18 protein-coding genes are annotated in these 19,338 nt (G+C 39.3%); 5 read left to right on the top strand and 13 right to left on the bottom strand.

Annotated features, from left to right (window positions below; all coding sequences use genetic code 11):
- Positions 1–171 precede the first annotated feature (171 nt).
- Together AC3ANL_RS05720 and AC3ANL_RS05715 are read left to right on the top strand one after the other, a co-directional pair.
- Positions 172–735, top strand: a complete 564-nt coding sequence (locus tag AC3ANL_RS05720) for an FAD-dependent oxidoreductase (RefSeq protein ID WP_488328294.1) — start codon at positions 172–174, stop codon at positions 733–735.
- A 392-nt stretch (positions 736–1,127) separates the two neighbouring features.
- Positions 1,128–2,648, top strand: a complete 1,521-nt coding sequence (locus tag AC3ANL_RS05715; protein ID WP_488328293.1) for an MDR family MFS transporter — start codon at positions 1,128–1,130, stop codon at positions 2,646–2,648.
- A 56-nt stretch (positions 2,649–2,704) separates the two neighbouring features.
- Here the strand turns inward: AC3ANL_RS05715 and AC3ANL_RS05710 are convergent, their stop codons facing one another.
- From AC3ANL_RS05710 to AC3ANL_RS05685, 6 genes are all read right to left on the bottom strand, one after another.
- A complete protein-coding gene (locus AC3ANL_RS05710) occupies positions 2,705–3,100 on the bottom strand; it encodes a cytosolic protein (protein ID WP_488328292.1) in 396 nt (131 codons plus the stop codon).
- A 163-nt stretch (positions 3,101–3,263) separates the two neighbouring features.
- Positions 3,264–3,413 carry a hypothetical protein gene (locus AC3ANL_RS05705; protein ID WP_488328291.1) on the bottom strand — a complete coding sequence of 50 codons (150 nt, stop codon included), beginning with the start codon at positions 3,411–3,413 and terminating at the stop codon, positions 3,264–3,266.
- Positions 3,414–3,429: 16 nt separating this feature from the next.
- Complete coding sequence (locus tag AC3ANL_RS05700) at positions 3,430–4,650, bottom strand: helix-turn-helix domain-containing protein (RefSeq protein ID WP_488328290.1); 1,221 nt, start codon at positions 4,648–4,650, stop codon at positions 3,430–3,432.
- A gap of 185 nt (positions 4,651–4,835) precedes the next feature.
- Entirely contained in the window at positions 4,836–5,774 is a 939-nt protein-coding gene (locus tag AC3ANL_RS05695; RefSeq protein WP_488328289.1) for a magnesium transporter CorA family protein, read from the bottom strand.
- Between the two features lie 224 nt (positions 5,775–5,998).
- Positions 5,999–6,895, bottom strand: a complete 897-nt coding sequence (locus AC3ANL_RS05690) for a cation diffusion facilitator family transporter (protein WP_488328288.1) — start codon at positions 6,893–6,895, stop codon at positions 5,999–6,001.
- A gap of 39 nt (positions 6,896–6,934) precedes the next feature.
- Positions 6,935–7,072, bottom strand: coding sequence for a hypothetical protein (locus AC3ANL_RS05685; RefSeq protein WP_488328287.1), 138 nt, complete (start codon positions 7,070–7,072; stop codon positions 6,935–6,937).
- A gap of 100 nt (positions 7,073–7,172) precedes the next feature.
- Between AC3ANL_RS05685 and AC3ANL_RS05680 the strand changes: the two genes are divergently transcribed.
- Positions 7,173–7,385, top strand: coding sequence for a DUF4025 domain-containing protein (locus AC3ANL_RS05680; RefSeq protein WP_488328286.1), 213 nt, complete (start codon positions 7,173–7,175; stop codon positions 7,383–7,385).
- Between the two features lie 120 nt (positions 7,386–7,505).
- On the opposite strand, the gene AC3ANL_RS05675 is transcribed toward AC3ANL_RS05680, so the two are convergent.
- On the bottom strand, positions 7,506–8,261 hold the full coding sequence (locus AC3ANL_RS05675; RefSeq protein ID WP_488328285.1) for a yteA family sporulation protein: 756 nt from the start codon (positions 8,259–8,261) through the stop codon (positions 7,506–7,508).
- Positions 8,262–8,507: 246 nt separating this feature from the next.
- On the opposite strand from AC3ANL_RS05675, the gene AC3ANL_RS05670 reads away from it, so the two are divergent.
- Positions 8,508–8,669, top strand: coding sequence for a hypothetical protein (locus AC3ANL_RS05670; RefSeq protein WP_488328284.1), 162 nt, complete (start codon positions 8,508–8,510; stop codon positions 8,667–8,669).
- 101 nt (positions 8,670–8,770) lie between these two features.
- On the top strand, positions 8,771–10,138 hold the full coding sequence (locus AC3ANL_RS05665) for an amino acid permease (protein WP_488328283.1): 1,368 nt from the start codon (positions 8,771–8,773) through the stop codon (positions 10,136–10,138).
- Positions 10,139–10,223: 85 nt separating this feature from the next.
- Here AC3ANL_RS05665 and AC3ANL_RS05660 read toward each other — a convergent pair whose 3' ends face one another.
- From AC3ANL_RS05660 to AC3ANL_RS05635, 6 genes are read right to left on the bottom strand one after another with little or no spacing between them, the layout of a single operon-like run.
- Positions 10,224–11,171 carry a uroporphyrinogen decarboxylase family protein gene (locus AC3ANL_RS05660; protein WP_488328282.1) on the bottom strand — a complete coding sequence of 316 codons (948 nt, stop codon included), beginning with the start codon at positions 11,169–11,171 and terminating at the stop codon, positions 10,224–10,226.
- Positions 11,172–11,201: 30 nt separating this feature from the next.
- Positions 11,202–13,253, bottom strand: coding sequence for a hydantoinase B/oxoprolinase family protein (locus tag AC3ANL_RS05655; RefSeq protein ID WP_488328281.1), 2,052 nt, complete (start codon positions 13,251–13,253; stop codon positions 11,202–11,204).
- Positions 13,250–15,415 carry a hydantoinase/oxoprolinase family protein gene (locus AC3ANL_RS05650; protein ID WP_488328280.1) on the bottom strand — a complete coding sequence of 722 codons (2,166 nt, stop codon included), beginning with the start codon at positions 15,413–15,415 and terminating at the stop codon, positions 13,250–13,252. The genes AC3ANL_RS05655 and AC3ANL_RS05650 overlap by 4 nt, the downstream gene beginning before the upstream one ends.
- 13 nt (positions 15,416–15,428) lie before the next feature.
- Positions 15,429–15,794 carry an acetone carboxylase subunit gamma gene (locus AC3ANL_RS05645; RefSeq protein ID WP_488328279.1) on the bottom strand — a complete coding sequence of 122 codons (366 nt, stop codon included), beginning with the start codon at positions 15,792–15,794 and terminating at the stop codon, positions 15,429–15,431.
- A 2-nt stretch (positions 15,795–15,796) separates the two neighbouring features.
- Entirely contained in the window at positions 15,797–17,830 is a 2,034-nt protein-coding gene (locus AC3ANL_RS05640; protein ID WP_488328278.1) for a hydantoinase/oxoprolinase family protein, read from the bottom strand.
- 18 nt (positions 17,831–17,848) lie between these two features.
- The gene (locus AC3ANL_RS05635) at positions 17,849–19,171 is read right to left on the bottom strand and encodes a phenylacetate--CoA ligase family protein (protein WP_488328277.1); all 1,323 of its coding nucleotides are present in this window, start codon (positions 19,169–19,171) and stop codon (positions 17,849–17,851) included.
- Between the last annotated feature and the right edge of the window lie 167 nt (positions 19,172–19,338).

Raw genomic sequence — 19,338 nt, 5'->3', positions numbered from 1 at the left:
TTACCCCATTAGTTACTAATAGTAAATGATAAAAACATGATAATTTTACGTTCCATGTTTCGATTTTTTACAAAATGGTGAACATTAGAGGTGTAAGCAGTTTCTTTTACAAATGTTACTAAAAGAGCTAAGATTTTTTTGTAGAATATTTTAACAAGTGGAGGAATGTATATGTTTGATGTTGTGATTATTGGTGCTGGACCTGCTGGAGCAAGTGCTGCTTTATTTACAGCGAAAGCAGGCAAGAAAACATTGGTTATTGATAATGACAAAACCGTAACAAAACGGGCGTGGGTTGAGAACCATTATGGTGTTTCCGAAATCTCTGGTCCTGACCTTGTTGAAATCGGTAAGAAGCAAGCAGGTAAGTTTGGTGCTGAAATCGTCCAATCAACTGTTACAAATATTTCCAAAACAGAAGATGGTTTTAAGGTAGAAACGGATGATCAAGCATACGATGCAAAACATGTCATCGTTGCAACTGGATTCTTTGTAGATCTTGCTGAAAAAGCTGGCTTAGCAACAAAACCTGGTACAGAGCCAAGAGTAAAAACCATTCTTGACGTTGATGCGGCTGGTAAAACCAATATTGAAGGAATTTGGGCTGCTGGAACAGTAGCTGGTGTGAGTGTACATACGATTGTTACTGCTGGAGATGGCGCGAAGGTAGCAATTAATGTAATTAGTGAACTAAACGGTGAACGTTATGTTGACCATGATGTTTTAAAAGCATAATCCAAGCGAGACGATTGTTTCGATTAGAGGAGTGACTCATCTTTGAGGCACTCCTTTTTTGTTATATAAGAATTTATAAGTTTTGACTTCGAGAATTGTCTAGCTCCAGCGCCCTAGCGGCTAGTTTCCTTCGCTCTCCGCCCTACGATAAGTCAACATCGAATCGCCTCCGGCTCTTCGTGTTTCCTTTATCTCAGTTGGAGCGCTCCAGGCCATACGCCGCTGAACAGGGCGCTTCCGCTTTTCTAATTTTAAGTATGTGTTGACATGGTCATAGCCTCCCTTATAAAATTGCCTTATCTTATTGTTATAAATTTTGCCAATTCCTTTGAAAAGGAGGCTTACCGTTTTTTAACCGGTATTTATATTTTAGAATTTTAAGGGGAAATTTTATGATAAAAAAAGACAATACTCTTAAGTTCGTTGTCACCGGGCTGCTGCTAGCCATTTTAATGTCGGCAATGGATAACACTATTGTCGCGACTGCAATGGGAACGATTGTCTCTGACCTTGGCGGCTTTGACAAATTTATTTGGGTAACTTCTACTTATATGGTAGCATTTATGGCCGGGATGCCGATTTTTGGGAAGCTCTCTGATATGTACGGACGGAAACGTTTTTTCATGTTTGGATTAATTGTATTCCTTATTGGCTCTGCATTGTGTGGAATTGCCCAAAGTATCGTGCAATTAAGTATTTTCCGGGCTATTCAAGGAATTGGCGGCGGCGCCCTTATGCCGATTGCCTTTACGATTGTTTTTGATATTTTCCCGCCAGAAAGCCGCGGCAAAATGACAGGCCTGCTTGGGGCTGTTTTTGGAGCCTCCAGCGTGTTAGGTCCGTTACTCGGTGCCTATATCACGGATTATATTAGCTGGCATTGGGTTTTTTATGTAAACGTACCCATCGGCATTGTTTCCATCCTATTAATTACTCGCTATTATCATGAATCCTTACAGCATTCCAAGCAAAAAATTGATTACCTTGGAGCCATTACCCTTGTCATTTCAGTAGTCAGCTTAATGTTTGCTCTCGAGTTAGGCGGCAAAAAATATGATTGGGATTCGGTGCTAATCATCAGCCTATTCGCAAGCTTTTTGATCTTTTTTATTGCCTTTTTCGTTGCAGAATTCAAGGCATCTGAACCGATCCTGCCGCTTTGGCTTTTTAAAAGACGACTCTTTGCTGCCTCACAAATCCTATCGTTCTTATATGGAGGGACGTTTATTATTTTAACGGTATACATCCCTATTTTTGTTCAAGCGGTCTACGGGGGCACAGCCAAGAATGCCGGATTGATTTTAACACCAATGATGTTAGGGTCTGTGATTGGCAGTGCTATTGGCGGGATATTCTTGACCAAAACCTCCTATCGAAATTTGATGTTTCTATCCATCGTTTCCTATGCGATAGGTATGTATTTCCTCGGCACCATGAACGTTGATACAGCTCGCGGATTATTAACCGTATTTATGATTTTGGTTGGCTTTGGCGTTGGTTTTTCGTTTTCCTTATTACCAACTGCCTCGATGCACAATTTGGAGCCGCAATATCGAGGCTCGGCCAACTCCACGAACTCATTTCTCCGTTCTTTTGGCATGACACTTGGGGTCACCATCTTTGGTACGCTCCAAAGCAATTTGTTTACGGACCAACTAAAAGAAGCATTCAAGGGGATGCAGGGGGCTGGCGGGGGACAAAGCTTCCAAATGGGGGACCCACGGCAAATCTTCCAAGCAAGTGAACGAGCAAAGATACCTGATTTTATTTTAGATAAAATTGTTCATGCTATGTCGTATTCGATCACACATACTTTCTTACTCACGTTAGTACCCATTGCATTAGCAGCAATTACGATTTTTTTCATGGGCAATACCCGTGTTGAAGCGGCCAAAAAACCACTTAAAGATTAAAAACTAAGCACTAGACCAGTGATGGTCCAGCGCTTAGTTAATTTCTAGACGTATCCTTATACCGCAAGGTCCTTGCCTTCTTCAACAATATGAAACAGAAGGTGTGCAAGATGATGAATAGCTCCGTATTCCTCTTCTTCCTCATCTCCATCCTCAGCAACATCCATGTCGTTTAAGAATAACGCCATGAATTCGTAGAAATCCTTCAGCTGGAAGGAATAGCAGGCAGCGGGATCTTCATTATCCTCTTCGTATTGCAGTACCATGTAGGATAGGTTTCCGTCTTTGTCAGCCGCATCAAAAAATACAAAAAGCCCAATGTTTGTATCGAGTTCAAATAAGTGCCTAGTCCCACCTTCAGTCGCTTTTTCAAACTCCTCTTGATTTATTTTTTGAATTTGCATGCTATCTACATTATCTTCTTGATGAAAACCCACAACAAATGATTTCATTTTGTCCTCCTTAACCTTCTCCTAAAATATAAACACATATCTTTAGAATACCCTTAAATATTTCTTTTAACAAAATATTTCTAACTGCCTATCACATTTATCGATTATATGGTAATACATTCCAGCGCACAAAAAAATCCCTAGTAGTCAGGGATTTTTTCCATCATCCAATTGGCGGCTGAATAGGGTGATAAGATGGTTGAGAATCATAGGCAACCACATCTTGAGTCGACTTTGGAACTGAAACGTCCTTTGTTGAGGTGAACATTACAACAAGTGAAAGTGAAAACAACAGCATAACAAGCTTTTTCATTGTATTACCTCCGATATTAGATAATTTTATATAAATATTTAACAGCTTCAATAACCAATCCTTTTTGGTTGTAATATTCTGCAATCATTTTATAAAATCGGGTCAGGTCATCATTGTGTTCGTTTGTCTCTTCAAAATAGGGGATTACTTTTGATTCTAAGTATTTGAACGCTTTTTCCGGTGACACCATATGGTATAAATAAAAATCAGCTAACAATCGATATTTCTTCACACCTAGTTCTTTAGACAAAGAGTTTACTTCCTGAAAGCATTCTCTCGCTTTTTCTTTTGACTCTAGTGAATAGTGAAGTTCTCCAATCGTATATAATGTGACCAGATAATGTTGATTAAAATTAGGTTGGAGTGCCAAACTTTTTTTATAATAATAGAGTGCTTCTTTACTATTATTCATCTTATTCTGCAAATATCCCATATTATGATAAATTTGCGGAAGTAAACTTTCTTCCTTTAAAATTTTCGCATTGCGAATTAGGTGTTGAAAACACCCCAATGCTTCTTCATAAATATTAGAGTGTGTATAATTGATTCCTAGCAGCATAAGGGTATGAAGGATTCTAATAAAGTTATGCTGATTCATAAAAATTTGCAATGCCATTTTACCAAAATGGATTGCATAGCCGGATTGCTCGAGCGAACTCTTTACTAAGGCACGATGATAAAGGAATTCCCCATCGGTTGTTTCATGACCATTCTCTGTTTGAAGTGCATCCAGTATGTCATCGGCATTTTTATATTGACTCTTCCACATTAAATATACAGCAGTGTAGTATCTAAATAAATAATCCTCATGTTGGGAAAAATTTTTCTTTTGCTTATATAATAAGTCCCTTTGGCACTCGGCTTCTACCACTAACCCTTTAAAAACTAAAAATCGAAACTTGTATAATTCCCATATATAAATATATTTTGAGAATGGGATAAGATGCTCTATTTCTTTTATTTTTAAGTATAGTTCTTCCATTTCTATCTTTAAATGAAAATTAATCTTTTCCACAAACTCTTGCAGTAATAGTTTTATTTGATCTTCTTTCTCTTCTAATTCTTCCCAGCTAATATGCAAGCGCTCTAGTAAAAGCGAAATTGTTTCCTCGTTCGCTTCCTTGGAGTTGTTTTCGATTTTACTTAAATGTGGCACAGAGCAGATACCTTTTGCCAACTCTGATTGTGTCATTCCTCTTTGTGTACGATAAAATTTGATTAAGGCTCCGAATTCCATAATGTCACCCAGCTCGCCTTTCTTTTTTTCATTATTTTACAACAATAGAAGTTATTGTTATAGTTGTTTTTTTAGATTGTTCATAAAATAGGGAAAATTACTCATTTTAACTTGGGAAATTTTTTATTTATTAGATCATAAGCGAAAAAACAAAACAAAAACCAGCCTAATAAAAGGCTGGTAATCTAAAAGTATTTCTTTTTCCAAAAAATAAACGCTGTTAAACTAGTTAAAAATGCAGAGATAATTAACGGAATGGCATAGGAATGAGTCGCATGCTGGAATGGGATATCGACATTCATCCCGTAAAAGCTCGCTACCATTGTTGGGAACGATAAAATAATCGTGATCGAAGTTAAAAACTTCATTACAATGTTCAAGTTATTGGAAATGATGGATGCGAATGCGTTCATCATACCTGTCAAAATGGAGCGGTAGGTTTCCGCCATCTCAATTGCCTGAGTGATTTCGATAATCACGTCTTCTAATAAGTCTTTGTCTTCTTCATACATTTTCAAATAGTTAAACCGTAATATTTTATCGAGTACAACTTTATTAGATCTTAATGAAGTCGTAAAATATACCAAACTTTTCTCTAAGGCAAGAAACGCATATAGTTCTTTATTTTTCAATGATTGGTGTACTTCACGTTCAATTTCATTGGTTTTCTTATTAATTTGCTTCAAGTAACGAAGATAATAAGATGAAATCATAAACAAGATTTGCAGTGCGAAGCGTGTCTTTTTAAACGTAAAAAATTCCTTTACCCGGTTTTTCCGAAATTCCTCGATAATTGGTGAATCCTTTAAGGAAACGGTTATAATATTATCCTCTGTTAGGATAATGCCAATCGGAATCGTTTCATACACGGCTAGGCCTGTTTCATCATGAACGATATATGGAAAGTCAACGATAATATAGATGCTGCCATCGTCCCGTTCAATCCTTGGACGTTCTTCATCGTCCAGTGCATCTTTGATGATATCAACATCTACTTGGGCATCAATTGACACCTTGTTAATTTCTTCTGCTGTTGGGGCGTACATATTCACCCAGCATCCTTTTGTAACCACATCCACTTTTTCTAAAACCCTTGACTCGGTGCTATTAAAAATTTCTATCATGCCAAAACCTCCTCACTCACTTTGTTCGAGGAAGCCAACATCCTTTTATTGAGTTGATATTCTTGGTATTCAATTCAATCCATTCAAAGTTCACATTGACTTCCCCCCGCCTACTTGGGTCTGGGTCTATGGAATAACTCAAAAATATCAACTCCCTTACAATTTTATATCCTATCCTATCATAAACCGAAATGCCTGAAAGTACAAAGGAGTTTTTTTATGAATTATTGGTCTTCCGGAAAATAGGGGTTCAAATGTATTAATACTTCATTGATATTATCATATTTATCAATGAGTGCACGTTTAATCAATTTTGCAAGGTCATGACCTTGTTTAATGGTTTTAAAATGATCGATTGAAATTCGCAAGTCAACGAGTACATAATGCCCCAGTTCTCTTGCCCTTATCCGGTCAATTCGTTTAACTTCTGGAAACGCTTGTATGATGGAAATGTATTCCTGTAAGATCTCTGTAGTAATGTTACGCTCAAGTAAAATGTCAAAAGCCTCCATTAACATTTCCTTTGCGATTTTAAAAATTAAATAAGCGACAAAAATACTGGCAACTTTATCACCATAAAGGAAAAGGGGAATATCGAATCGTTCCCCGATAATCGACAGAAGAACCCCAATCGCAGCGGCAATGGATGCAACAATGTCTGCTTTATGATCAAAGGCAATCGCTTCTATAGCCTTGCTATTATTTTGCGTGGCTACCTTCAATGAACTGCGGTATAAAATAATCTTGGCAACAAAAGAAAAAAGAGCTACCCACATCGCTAAGAAACTTGGCGATTCCACCTCGTGAAAAAGACCACTGATTCCTTCATAGGCTACATAAACGGCTACAAGTAGTAACAGAATTCCGATAATCTCGGACACGATTACCTCTGCCTTTCCGTGTCCATATGGATGTTCCTTGTCCGCTGGTTTATTGGCAATTTTTATTACCAGCAGAACGATAACGGAGGCAAACACATCTGCAGCCGAATGAATTCCATCTGCAAAGACCGCATCACTATGCCCATACAGGCCAATAAATATTTTCCCTAATGTAAGGATAATGTTGCTAATAACACTAATCCAGGCCACCTTTTTGGCCAGTGCTTCCCTCATTTCCATACTTAACCACCTTTAAGATTTACAGAATTGCTTTCAGTTCTATTCTTTGTCCGCCCCTTTTTCCTTTTTGATCATCTCTACCTCTTCCACAACAGAGATTCTGTTAATTTGGTCATGCAGATAGTGGAAGGCCTCGTCTAATTCTTCTCGTGATGGAAATTCATTTTTGGGGTTCATCAAACGTCTCACCTTTCAAAGATTTATTTTATAGGAGTAATATTTTTAAAATGAGAAAAAAATACCTTTGTACCATCCAAACTTAAGGGAGGAATCCATCATGGCCAATAAAAAAGCCAATCCAAAAAAAGAACTTGCCGGAAGTTTCTATCATCCGAGTTATTATCTTGAAAGTGATGACCTTTCCAAAGGCATTGCCACTTCTCATGAACAAGTGAGCGATACGTTCACTGAAGGTGAAATTGGTGCCGTCATTGACGATGTAAATGGTGAGGATATTCCCATCCCTCAAAAAGGCTTTGAAGAAAGTTAAGTGAAGTAGGAAAACAGCTCTCAGTCGAAAGCTGTTTTCCTTTTTTTCACATGATAAGAAAGTATAAATTTTGGCTTTGAGAAATGTCCAGCTCCAGGCGCCATCGGTTTTTCTTAATCATCATTTATCATCATCCACATAGGGATCGTGTTCATAAGCAGGTAAATCACCAAAGCTAGTCATAATGCCTGCTTCATCTAGCGCATCTTCATATTTTTCATGCTGTGCATTTGGGTAGACCGTAATATTTTCACCATACATATCATTTCCTACAAAATTTTCATACTCCTCAACATAACCAATCGATTCCTCTGACTCATTATAAACATCATTATAATGATCCTTGGGAAAGGCAAGGTCTGAAGGTGTGTCGGATGTCCCCCATTCCGCAACCGCTTGCCAAGAATCCTCCGCATCAAAGGCAACATTTTCATCCTTTTCGTCCATATCAAATTTTCCAAATGGCGGGATTAGGACACCCTCTTCAACTGGACGATTGTGAGAAGTAACCTGATCCGGGCTATGCTTAATACAGTAAGTGGTATTCGGCAGGGCCTCTAATCGTTCTAACGGAATTTCCTTGCCACATACCTCGCATTTTCCATACGAGCCATTTTCCATTGCTTGTAAGGCCCGATTAATATTGCCTAATTCTAATTTATAGTGTTCAAGCAAGGCATTATCTTTTTCACGTTCATAAAGGTCAGTTGCTTCATCAGCAGGGTGATTATCATAACTAGATAACTCCCCCATCGACTCATGGTAATGACCGCGTTCAAAACCGAAATGATCATTTTGGTCTAAACGTTCTTCCACATCACTTTTTTCCTGCAACAATTTTAGCCGTAACTCAGCTAACTGCTGTGTTGATAACATGTGATAACCCCTTTCATAAAAACCTATCTGTCGCTTCGCACTTTCTAAATTACGCTTAGATCTATGACAACATTGTTAGTTTCTGTTTTTATCGTTCCTTTATATTTTCATTTTTTTCGTGGTTGATTATGTAAAGAAAATTTAATTCCATCAAAAATCCTTTCAAGTGTGCCATTCTAACTTGAATAAGAATTGATCGTGCGAGTATCTTAATAATGATAAACAAAGTAGAAATGAGGAAATAATATGGTTAATGAAAACTTTGATAAATTCAGACAATCCCAGAAGGAACATAGCGGAGTATATTTAGGCGGCAATAACAACCAAAAACCAGGCCTTAATGATGCAGAATATAATAATCAAGAAGATACGGATAAATCTCCTGGTGCTACTGGACGCAATATTTAGGACGCATCCAATTTCTCTTTTTAGAACAGGATAAAGGTTGGGGACCTCTCCTCAACCTTTTTTAACACGATGCATGATGGATATAAGGGAGAATGAATACCATGAGTAAATCCAAAACTAGTGCAAAAGAAAAAAATAATATGAAGTGGTGGCAGCTGTCTTTATTTGGTGTGGGCTGTACAATTGGAACAGGATTTTTTCTCGGCTCCGGGTTAGCCATTAAGATGACAGGGCCATCTATTTTATTTGCCTTTATAATCGCTGCACTAGGTACCTATTTTGTTTATGATGCCCTTTCAAAAATGACCGCACAAGAGCCTTTACAAGGTGGCTTTAGGTCATACGCTAAGAAAGCATATGGCAGGTGGGCCGGCTTTAGCAGCGGGTGGGTTTACTGGTCCTCAGAGGTGTTAATTATGGGCAGCCAACTGACGGCACTATCCATTTTTTCGCGTTTCTGGTTTCCAAAAATCCCTTTATGGGTCTTTACCACCATTTACGCTGTTCTGGGATTAGCCGTTATTTTAATTGGAGTAATGGTCCTTAATAAACTTGAAAATATTCTAGCGTTCTTAAAAATGGCGGCCATTTTAATCTTTATTGTCATCGCTCTTTTAGCGATTTTTAGTGTAATCGATGGCGACCGTTCCGTTCAGTTTCCGAATAGTCAACAAGAAATTTTTCCACATGGTATTAAAGGCTTGTGGTCATCTGTGATTTTTGCCTTCTATGCCTTTGGGGGAATTGAAATCTTAGGACTAATGGCGACCAAATTAAAGGATCCAAAGGAAGCCCCTAAAGCAGGGAAAGTGATGTTGTTTACGCTCATGTTTATTTATGTACTGTCCATTGCTTTGGCGGTAATGATGGTCTCGTGGAATCAATTTAACACAAAGGAAAGTACGTTTGTTGTCGCATTAGAAAGCTATCATCTTGCCTTTGTTCCCCATTTTTTTAATGCTACATTAATTATTGCTGGCTTCTCTACGATGACTGCCTCTCTTTATGGCGTAACCAGTGTCCTTGTTACGCTTGGAGAAGAAGGGGATGCACCACCATCCTTTGCAAAAAAAGGAAAACTAAAGGTGCCATTGGCAGCATTAATCATTACCATGCTGGGCATTACCGCTTCGATTGTATCGGCATTGGTATTACCCGACCAAATTTATGAGTGGGTGACCACAGCAGCAGGATTAATGCTCCTATATAATTGGCTCTTTATTCTTGCATCCTCTAGAAGAATCTTAGAGTTAAAAATGAAGGAAAAAATCATGTATTCGATTGGCGCCCTATTTATTTTAATTGCGGTCAGTGGAACACTTTTTCACAAAACAAGCAGACCAGGCTTTTTCATTAGCTTAGCCTTTATTGGTATCATTGGTATCATCACCTTGATCATCCAGTTTAAAATGATGAAGGAAGCGAAAAAATCCAAGAAAAAAATCCTTAAGCCCTGGCCAACCGCCTAAGAACATCAAAAAAAATAAAGGGTGACTCTGGTAAATACATTTTTCAATGATTTTACTAGTCAGCCCTTTATTTGTGCTGCTTATACTATGTCCATGTCGTACTATCACAAATTATGGATACCTTTTTCTGTAAATCTGCTAAATTTTGGTTTAAATCTAAAGGTTGACTAGTAGAAAGGAATAATCTTTTTTTATGATGCGAATTCCAAATTGCAGAAAGTTCTGCTAAATTTATTTCTTGTTCCCCCAATAACTCTTCTAATGCTATCCCCTTTGTTTTTATAGACGGAGAGTTGAGAACCTCCGCTTTAGAAGCAATCATGCAATCAGGTAAATGAGAATTATTCAGTACCATTATGGAAGATGGGACTCTAAGGATTCCAAAGATATTATAAAATTTTATGACATTAAAAATCGGTTTATAACAGCGGCCAAGTTCTTCATTTATAGAAAAATTGAGTGGAACATCCTCATTAATAATAATCCCGTCCACCTTTAAGTCACCAAAACTTTTACACAATTGAATAAGTCCTTGAGTAATTGCATCCATCTGGTTTTCAATACGATCGGGACTCTGATTGAATACATCATCCCCATATAAATTTTTAAGAATGGTTTGCGGACCAGTAACGGTTGCTATTACTGGATAGTCATGTCCATTTACTTTTACCAGTCTTTCAACGGTCTCCATTAGAATCGGAATTCTCCCCCGCTTAATAAAATCTGAGGCATCAAGGGCTGCCACCATGGGAAGATGCTCCTTGATGACAGGCATCTCTCCCCTTTCCCAATGAACGGAAGCACCGAAGGCTTCCGCTTCTAGCGTCGGGTCAATGGGTAACGTTAACGCGTCATATTCTAATAATTGCTGGGTATTGACGATGGCCGAAGACAGGGCACTTGAATCATTCAATAACTCCTCGACAGATACTTGACTTACTTTTGTAAGATAGGTCCCGACTAAAGGAATAAAAGGAGGCCGAGGAACTGCTCGACCCTTAAATAATTTCTGTACTAGCTCTTTACGATTCATTTTCGAACCTCCTATGTGATCAACCACTGATTACATACGAACAATTTGTCGTGTAGGTTCAGCTGTAGGCCATTTTCCATAGTATGTTAATGCTTCCTCAGGCGGCTGTTTTGTAGACCATTCCTTCATAAATTCCTCATAACGCATGCCACGGGCTAAACGAGAGACTTTTTCAGACTTTCGAACTTGTTTCGTTTTCTCTTCGTCTAAGGTTAACGTTTCTGGATCATAAACCACCTTATAAATGTTTTCAGCAACCCAATCGGAGATTAATTCATCTTTTAAATCCTTTATCACACTTTGAGGGTCACGGTCTAGTACATCGCCATATCCCCCGCCGCCTAATGAGTTGCCAACGAAAATGTCTCCTTCCATAACTGGGGCTGCACTGCGAATCGCACGTTCGACAACATAGTCTCCTGCAATACTTCTGTCTTCAATAAGTTCTGTTACATTTGTTGGAATGTCTTTATCACCATTGGCCATTTTCTCAAAATAATTAGCTTTTACAATTTTAATTCCGGGATGTGATGCAGGCGGATAACCACCGAATAGTCCCTGAACTGTTGGTACTTTATGATTTTTAATAATCGATTGGTAAATTAAATAGGGCACCTTATGAACGGCCCAAGCCGCATTTGTACCTGCCCCGCCTCTGTATTTCCCAAAGCCGCCAGAATCTTTCCAGTGCTTGAAGAATAAATGGACATGCGGCTGCTCATTTTCCATGTCTTCTACATCTGGCGCTTTCCCCCACCAGCCCCAAGGAAACCCAAATGAATTGTTGCCATCCCGGTTACTGCGAGCGCCTCCGCCTTCACTGTTGAGAGCATTCGCAAGCATATCAGCAAAAGGAACACCCCATTGGTTCAGTCCTGCAATAACAATTGCACAGCCTCCGACACCATACCCAGCAGTTGTTAATTCCTTAACACCACTTGCATAAAATAATTTAGACATTGCATTTGAAACGGTTGATAATGTACAGCTGTTGGTAACCGGTGAGTTGGCTACCGAAGCGTCGACATTTGCATTTAAAAATGTCCCTTGTGGAACAATGACCTTGATTGGTGAGAAAATACCGGACGATGTTGGAAGATCCGCAAATGGGACCCCGAACAAGTAGATCGCAATATGGGCACGGACAATGTGTAAAAAGCTATTAAACGAACCATCATTTTCAGGTGAAGAACCCGTAAAATCAAAGGTAAGTGTGTCACCTTTCTTTGTTAAAGTAAGGACACACCGAAGGATGGAATCAGTAACACCGATCGTATCCATAAAGGATACGGAACGGTAAACACCATCCTGCCAGCTGGCGATCCGGTTCCTTGCCCCTTCTTCTGCTACTATCAGCATTTTTCTCATCACACCAACAACAAGTTCTACCCCTTTTTTCTCGATCAGCTGTTGGACTCTGACACGCAGACGATCACAGGCTGCCACGCGGGCTTTTGTATCAACGATTTGCATACGCGGCGCCCTCGAGACCATGTTTGCCATCATGTTTAACATGTCATTTCGAATCACATAGTTTTCACCAATTTTAATAGGTGGAAGTTTCATCCCTTCATCGGAGCGGGATTTGGCAGTTACAGGCATTCCTCCAGGCTCAATCGCCCCTGTCTCAGGCTGATGCACCGCGGCGGCTGACCAAGCAATTAGCTCCCCATTATGGAAAATTGGCATAACGGCCACTTGGTCAGGATTATGAACACCGCCATACAAGGCTTCGTTTGCATAAAAGATATCACCTTCTTTTACCCCAATGGTAGGATCATCTTTGTAATGCTTTAATATATATTTAATGGCGATCTGCGTGGTAACGGCATGTAAGTAAACTCCACAATAGGCAGCAACAAGGTCACCCTTCGCTGTATACAATCCCACAATGATATCGCCGGAGTGCAGCATGCTGGAAATCCCAATTTTCGTAAGGACTTCTTTTGCCTCTAGCACGAGCTGATTCAATTTTTCACTATAAATCTCGTATTCTCCGAACTTTAACGTTTCTAAACAGTTTTTTTCGAAGTCATCTATAGGCTCTGGATGAATTCGTTCATTAATTTCGAAATCGATCATGCGAGTACCCCCTCAACCATTTTCTTTTCAATCACACCATTTAAATATTGGTCTACGGTATAATCTGCATTTGGCGGTAACACAACGGTTGTATGTGGCGATTCAATTAATGCAGGTCCTTCAATCCTATTCCCATTTTTCAACTCTTCTAGTTGATAGACCGGTGTTTTAACAAAGCCGCCTAATTCCGGCCAGTAGGCTGGACGCGAACCTTTAATGGCCCCAACTGGATTTTCGCCTTCATATTCATTACTATTAAAACTATATTTCTCCTGAGGAACGATTGCCTTTAGGACAATGTTTTCAATTTCAACCCCGCCTTCAGGATAAACAGCAATCGGGCTATACGCATTTGAGTAGTCTTCTGTAAAACTATCCCATAAATTTTGAACATCTTTAGGGCTATTAATAAAAAGTGATGGCGATTGGGTACGCTTGATATTTAGCTGTCCCCCATATTTCATATCTAACTCCAACACATATTGGATCTCTTCTTCCTTGAAGCCCTCACCTTTAATATCTCGAATTGCCTTGGCCTGCAGCTCCTTAACGGTGGTATTAAAAGGTTCATAATCTGTTAAAAATTCCTTCGTTCCCGGCTGAAGCAAAATAATATGTTTAGATTGTTCATAAATGTGCATCACATCCATCATAGATGAGGAAAAGGCACAAAATACTGGTGATTGCTGTAATATGACAGTCTTCGGAATATCTGCATCGAAACCGAATCCTGCACCATGAACAGGGCCCCCGCCGCCGAGAGCAAATAAGACAAAGTCTTTTGGATCATTTCCTTGTAGGGCTGTTTCCTTTTGAATGATATTTGCCATATTGCCGTCGCAAACTTTTTTAATTAAATAAGCAGCCTCGTAAACATCAACACCTAAAGGTTTGGCAATTTTTTCTTCAATCGCTTTCTTTGCCTTTTCTAAATTTAGTGATAAATTTCCACCATGGAAATAATCCGGGTTTAAATATCCTAAAATTAGGTCCGCATCCGTTACCGTTGGCTCTGTTCCACCTTGATCATAGGCGACAGGTCCTGGGAAACTTCCAGCACTTTTCGGCCCTACCTCTAGCCGGCCGCCTAAGTCATGATTGATCCAAGCAATCGATCCCCCGCCTGTTCCAATCGATTTACTTTCGAGCATCGTCATATCAACGAGCCAACGATCAATGACAGGTTTAAATTGATAAATACTTGTTTCCCCATCGACGACAAGTCCGATATCGAAACTGGTTCCGCCCATATCAGCTACAACGATATTTTGATAATCATATACTTTTCCAATTTCATTGCTGCCAATGATGCCGGCGACTGGTCCGCCATTATACGTATTTACCGCTGAAGTACGGAAAACCTCGGCCATTCCTCCTGTGTTATGGACCATAAGTAAGGAATTTTTATAACCCATGTCACGCAGCTCATCCCCAATATTGGACAGTTCTTCTGCCATCGCTTGGTGAAGATAAGCATTTAAGATCGCTACGTTTGACCGGCTGTATTCATAACGCTTAGGCAATACCTCACTTGAAAGAACAACTGGCATGTTGCCTAGGTAGTATTCTGGGTATTCTTCCTCTATTAGCTCTTTTATTCTTTTTTCATGTGCAGGATTCTTAAAGGAAAATAGGGTAGATACAACAAATCCCATTACCCCTTGATCCACCAAGTACTGTAATTTATTTTTAAAATCCTCTTCATCTAAAGGACGAATAATTTTACCTGTATAATCAATTCTCTCTTTGGCACCAACGACATGTTCTCTAGGAATCAACGGATGAGGTTTATCGACTTCTGCAATTTTGCGAGATTCCAATGTGCTGATGCCATCCGCCCATTGACTTCCTTTTCCGATATAAAGCATATCCTCATAGCCTTCGGTCGTAATAAATCCAAGCTTCGGACCTTTTTGCTCGATCAATTTATTCATCGCAACGGTCGTGGAATAGCGAATGACTTCGGTATCTTCTAACAGTTCGTCAATTGAGAGATCAAGCAAGTCGGCCCCATTCTCAATGGCTTTAATAAAACCTACCGACAAGTCATAGCCAGTTGTAGGGCTTTTAGCAATAATTGATTGCTGCCCGTAACGTATAAAGCAGTCTGTAAACGTTCCACCGATATCAATATCAATTGTAGCTCTCATTTTAGCTGACATGTCTTTTCCTCCCCTACACCTTTTTATATGCTTGTTTCTCTTTTGCTTGAACTTCACTTAAAGCGCGCTTCCTTACTTCATTAATATCTAATTCAATATCATGGGTGATTGGGTGACCTGGGGCTAAAATTTCTGTTTCCACTAAAGTACCGCAGCCAGGGCAGTAAAACTCCACTAAACGAACCCAGTTCGGATCTGGGGAAAATGTGTGCTCACCTTCTAGATGGGGCTGATGAATCTCACTTGGATCGCGATCATAGATCAGACAGCCTAACTTAAAATTCTCTTTTGCCGAATTCAATTCATGATCACATTTATTGCACACCCAAACCTCTTTATCTAAATCCAAATCAATGTACTCGGTAATTTTCCTTCTCATGTTTATACCTCCATTACACCATTTAGATGTTGGTCCATCTTAAATTTTGCACCGACAGGAACGACAATCGTCGTGTTCGAACTTTCTAAAACGGCAGGTCCATTTATCACGTGACCAGGCCTTAATTCTTCTATATCAAAAATATTGGTGTCGATAAAACGGTTCTTCCAATAAATACTTCTAATAGACTTTGGAACTGGATTCGTATTTTCGACCTCAACCGTTGGTAATGCAAAATGGGATACGCTTACATAGCTGTTCAAACGAATAAACTCAATGATAAAATTGTCCGATTTTAATTGAATGGCAATATCTTGCAACATGGTTTGCAGCTGATCAGCCTTATTTTTTTGAAGATACTCTGTTGACAAAGAAAAAATATTTCTGTTTTTACTATCTTCCGAAACAGCCTCGATCGCTGCTTCAAAATGTATCGATTCAGGAGTAAATCCTTCGCCTCTCATATCGCGATGAGAGAGCTTCTTCATATTTTCCAGGTATCCATTAGCGGTTTCAATGAGATCATCAATGTTTTGATTATAACGATAATGATAGTCTAAGCGTTCTTGATAGTTATGAGAAATATCAGCAGTGGATAAACCAAAGGCACTAAATACAGAACTAAACGGGAATGAATAAACATGTTTGATTCCACTTTTTAATGCCATTCCTCCTGAGAAAAGTCCGCCCCCGCCGCCGAAAGAAAATAGCTTAAACTCTCTGATGTCTTTTCCTCTTTCTGAAGCAAGTTCTTGTAATGTATCTGCACCAATTTGCTCAATTTTATCAACAATCAATGTTGCTGCTTCCTCATTGGAAATATTTAACGGAGTGGCGATCCATTTGTTAATAGCCTCCGTTGCTTTTTGTTTGGAAATTTTCTTGGTACCACCTAAGAAATATTCTGGATCTACTAATCCTAAGACAACACATGCATCAGTTACTGTTGGTTTTGTACCACCAAGGTCAAAACACGCAGGTCCAGGTACAGCACCAGCACTCTCAGGCCCTAATTGAATTCTTCCATCAGCTGTTGATTTGGCAATGGAACCCCCGCCGCCTCCAACGGAAAGAACATGTATTAATGGGGCATGGACAGGAATTCCAGCAATCTTAGATTCCGCATCAAATGTAAGCTCGCCTCCAGAAATTAATCCAACATCGGTACTGGTTCCACCAACATCTACAGACATGATATTTTCCAGACCATACATCGCTCCAATATACTTCGTTCCCATTAATCCGGCAGCAGGACCGGAATTGTACGTGTCCAGTGCTTTTGTTTTGGCAACACGAGCAACACCTCCGTTGGCATGTGCAATTAACAGTGGTTTTGTATACCCTTGTTGACGCATCCCTTCATCAGCTTTGTACAAGTATTTAACCATATCACGGTGTAGGTAGGCGTTTACAACAGCAGCGTTGGTCCGAATGGCATTATTAGAACGCGAGCTGATCTCACTGCCCAATTGAATCGGTTTTGTTCCTAAATAATGCTTAGGAAAATCCTCTTGGATGATTTTTTTGACTAATTTTTCGTTTTGGTTGTTCACATGCGCATTTTCCAGGCTTACTATAATTACTCTTGTTCCAAGTTCCAAAAGCTTTTTGGTCGCAGCCTTTACATCGTCTTCATCAACAGACTTGATTATTTCGCCTGCTTCTGATACTTTTTCATCAATAGAAACAACGAGCTCTGGCTGAATCAAATAGTTTAAAATAGGATTAGGACCATCTTGATAGAGGGATTTCTCATTCCCTTTCGTAACAATGATTCCTAATTTGGGTCCTGTCCGCTGAATTAACGAGTTTGTGCCTACAGTTGTTGACAAGCGAATTGTTTTGGTTTTCTTCAAGAAATCGCTTACATTTTTAAACCCAAATCGTTTTGCTCCCTCATTAATACAATTATTAAAACAAACGGTTAAGTCATGTGGCGTTGTATCTACTTTTACCACTTCAAATTGGTTTCCATATGAAAAAAATCCATCTGTAAAGGTACCGCCCGTATCAATATCAACCGTGTACTGAGCCATAAGTAAACCTCCCTAAGTTTAATAAACTTCTTTTACATACTTTGTTTTCATTTCAAATCGAGGTAATGTTGAATTTGGCACTAAAAGAATATTGGCCCGAAACAGGAGTTTCGCTCTCAATTGTTCTTCCAATTCGAACTTTAATCCTGCTAATTCTTCCATTTCTACTGAAGGGCCGTATTCCACTTGGATCTCTAATGGAGGTTCAGCAACTGGTCCTGGTTGATATAACACGATTTGAATTTCGCCAGTAGTCCGTGGATAAAAGCTGCTAACCACATCTTTGATAGCAGAAGGAAAGACATTAACCCCTCGAATAATTAACATATCGTCTGTTCTGCCAATACAACGAATTCGGAATCCTTTATGGCCGCAAGCGCAAGTTCCTGTTTTAATCGATATTAAATCTCTGGTCCTGAATCGTAACAAAGGAACGCACTCACGATCAATGGATGTATAAACCAGCTCACCCGTACTGTCATCTTCAATTGGTTTTACTTTCCCTGTATCTGGATCAATGAGCTCACTGAGGACATAATCTGATGCAACAAAGTGCATGCCATCACCCTCAGGGCATTCAGAGAAAAGCACAGGTGCCATATCGGCATTCCCCATTGCTTCGAACACCCTGGCTCCCCAATCTTGTTCAATCTTTTGCCGTACTTCCGGTAAGCCGCCGCCGGGTTCCCCGCCTGTTCCAATTATTTTAAAGCCGAGCTCTTTTGGATTTTTTCCGATCGAACTGACATAGTCGGCCAGGTAATTAGCATAGGATGGCGTACATAACAAGACATCGGGTTTTAAGTTTAAAGCGGTTGTCACTAGCCGGTCTGATGCCCCTGTACCAATTGGTATAAAGGTCGCACCGAGACGTTCAATGCCATCTTTTAACGGCAGTCCGCCAACGAAAAAGGATAAACCCATTGCAAAGATAACTTTATGATGCGGCCTTATCCCTGCTGTATAATAAACACGAGATACAATGTCGGTCCAAATCTCACTATCATGCTTCGTTATTCCAACGTAGGTGGGTTTTCCTGTGGTTCCAGAAGAGGAATGAATTCTGATGATGCTTTCCGAATCCGTACATTGATGTAAACCTAAATCCGAAGTGTTTTCTTGGCTTTGTCTTATTTCCCATTTTTCTGTGAAAGGGATCTTTTCTAGGTCATCTAAGGTTTGAATATCTAGGGGATGTAACCCAGCTTCAGTAAATTTTGCTGCATACATAGGGGATTTTTGATAAACATATTGAACTTGTTTTCTTAGTTTTTCTTCCTGTAATTCTCGTAATCTGTCTTTTAGAATCTGCGATTCCACTGAACTTTTGTAGGAAAACATGACGACCTCCTTCTTTTTGAAATTATTCTTATAATTTTGAATTTTACAACTTCATTATAAATCTGCTTAACTAACATTACCATGTTGGTCATTAACAAAATGTACACATATTTGCCACATTTTTTTGGCTCTAATCCACAAAAAAAAGAATGATCATATAAGATACA

The sequence above is a fragment of the Neobacillus sp. DHD-1R genome (assembly GCF_057747995.1).
The sequence above is the reverse complement of the archived record's forward strand: the minus strand, read 5'-3'. Positions and strand labels throughout refer to the sequence as shown.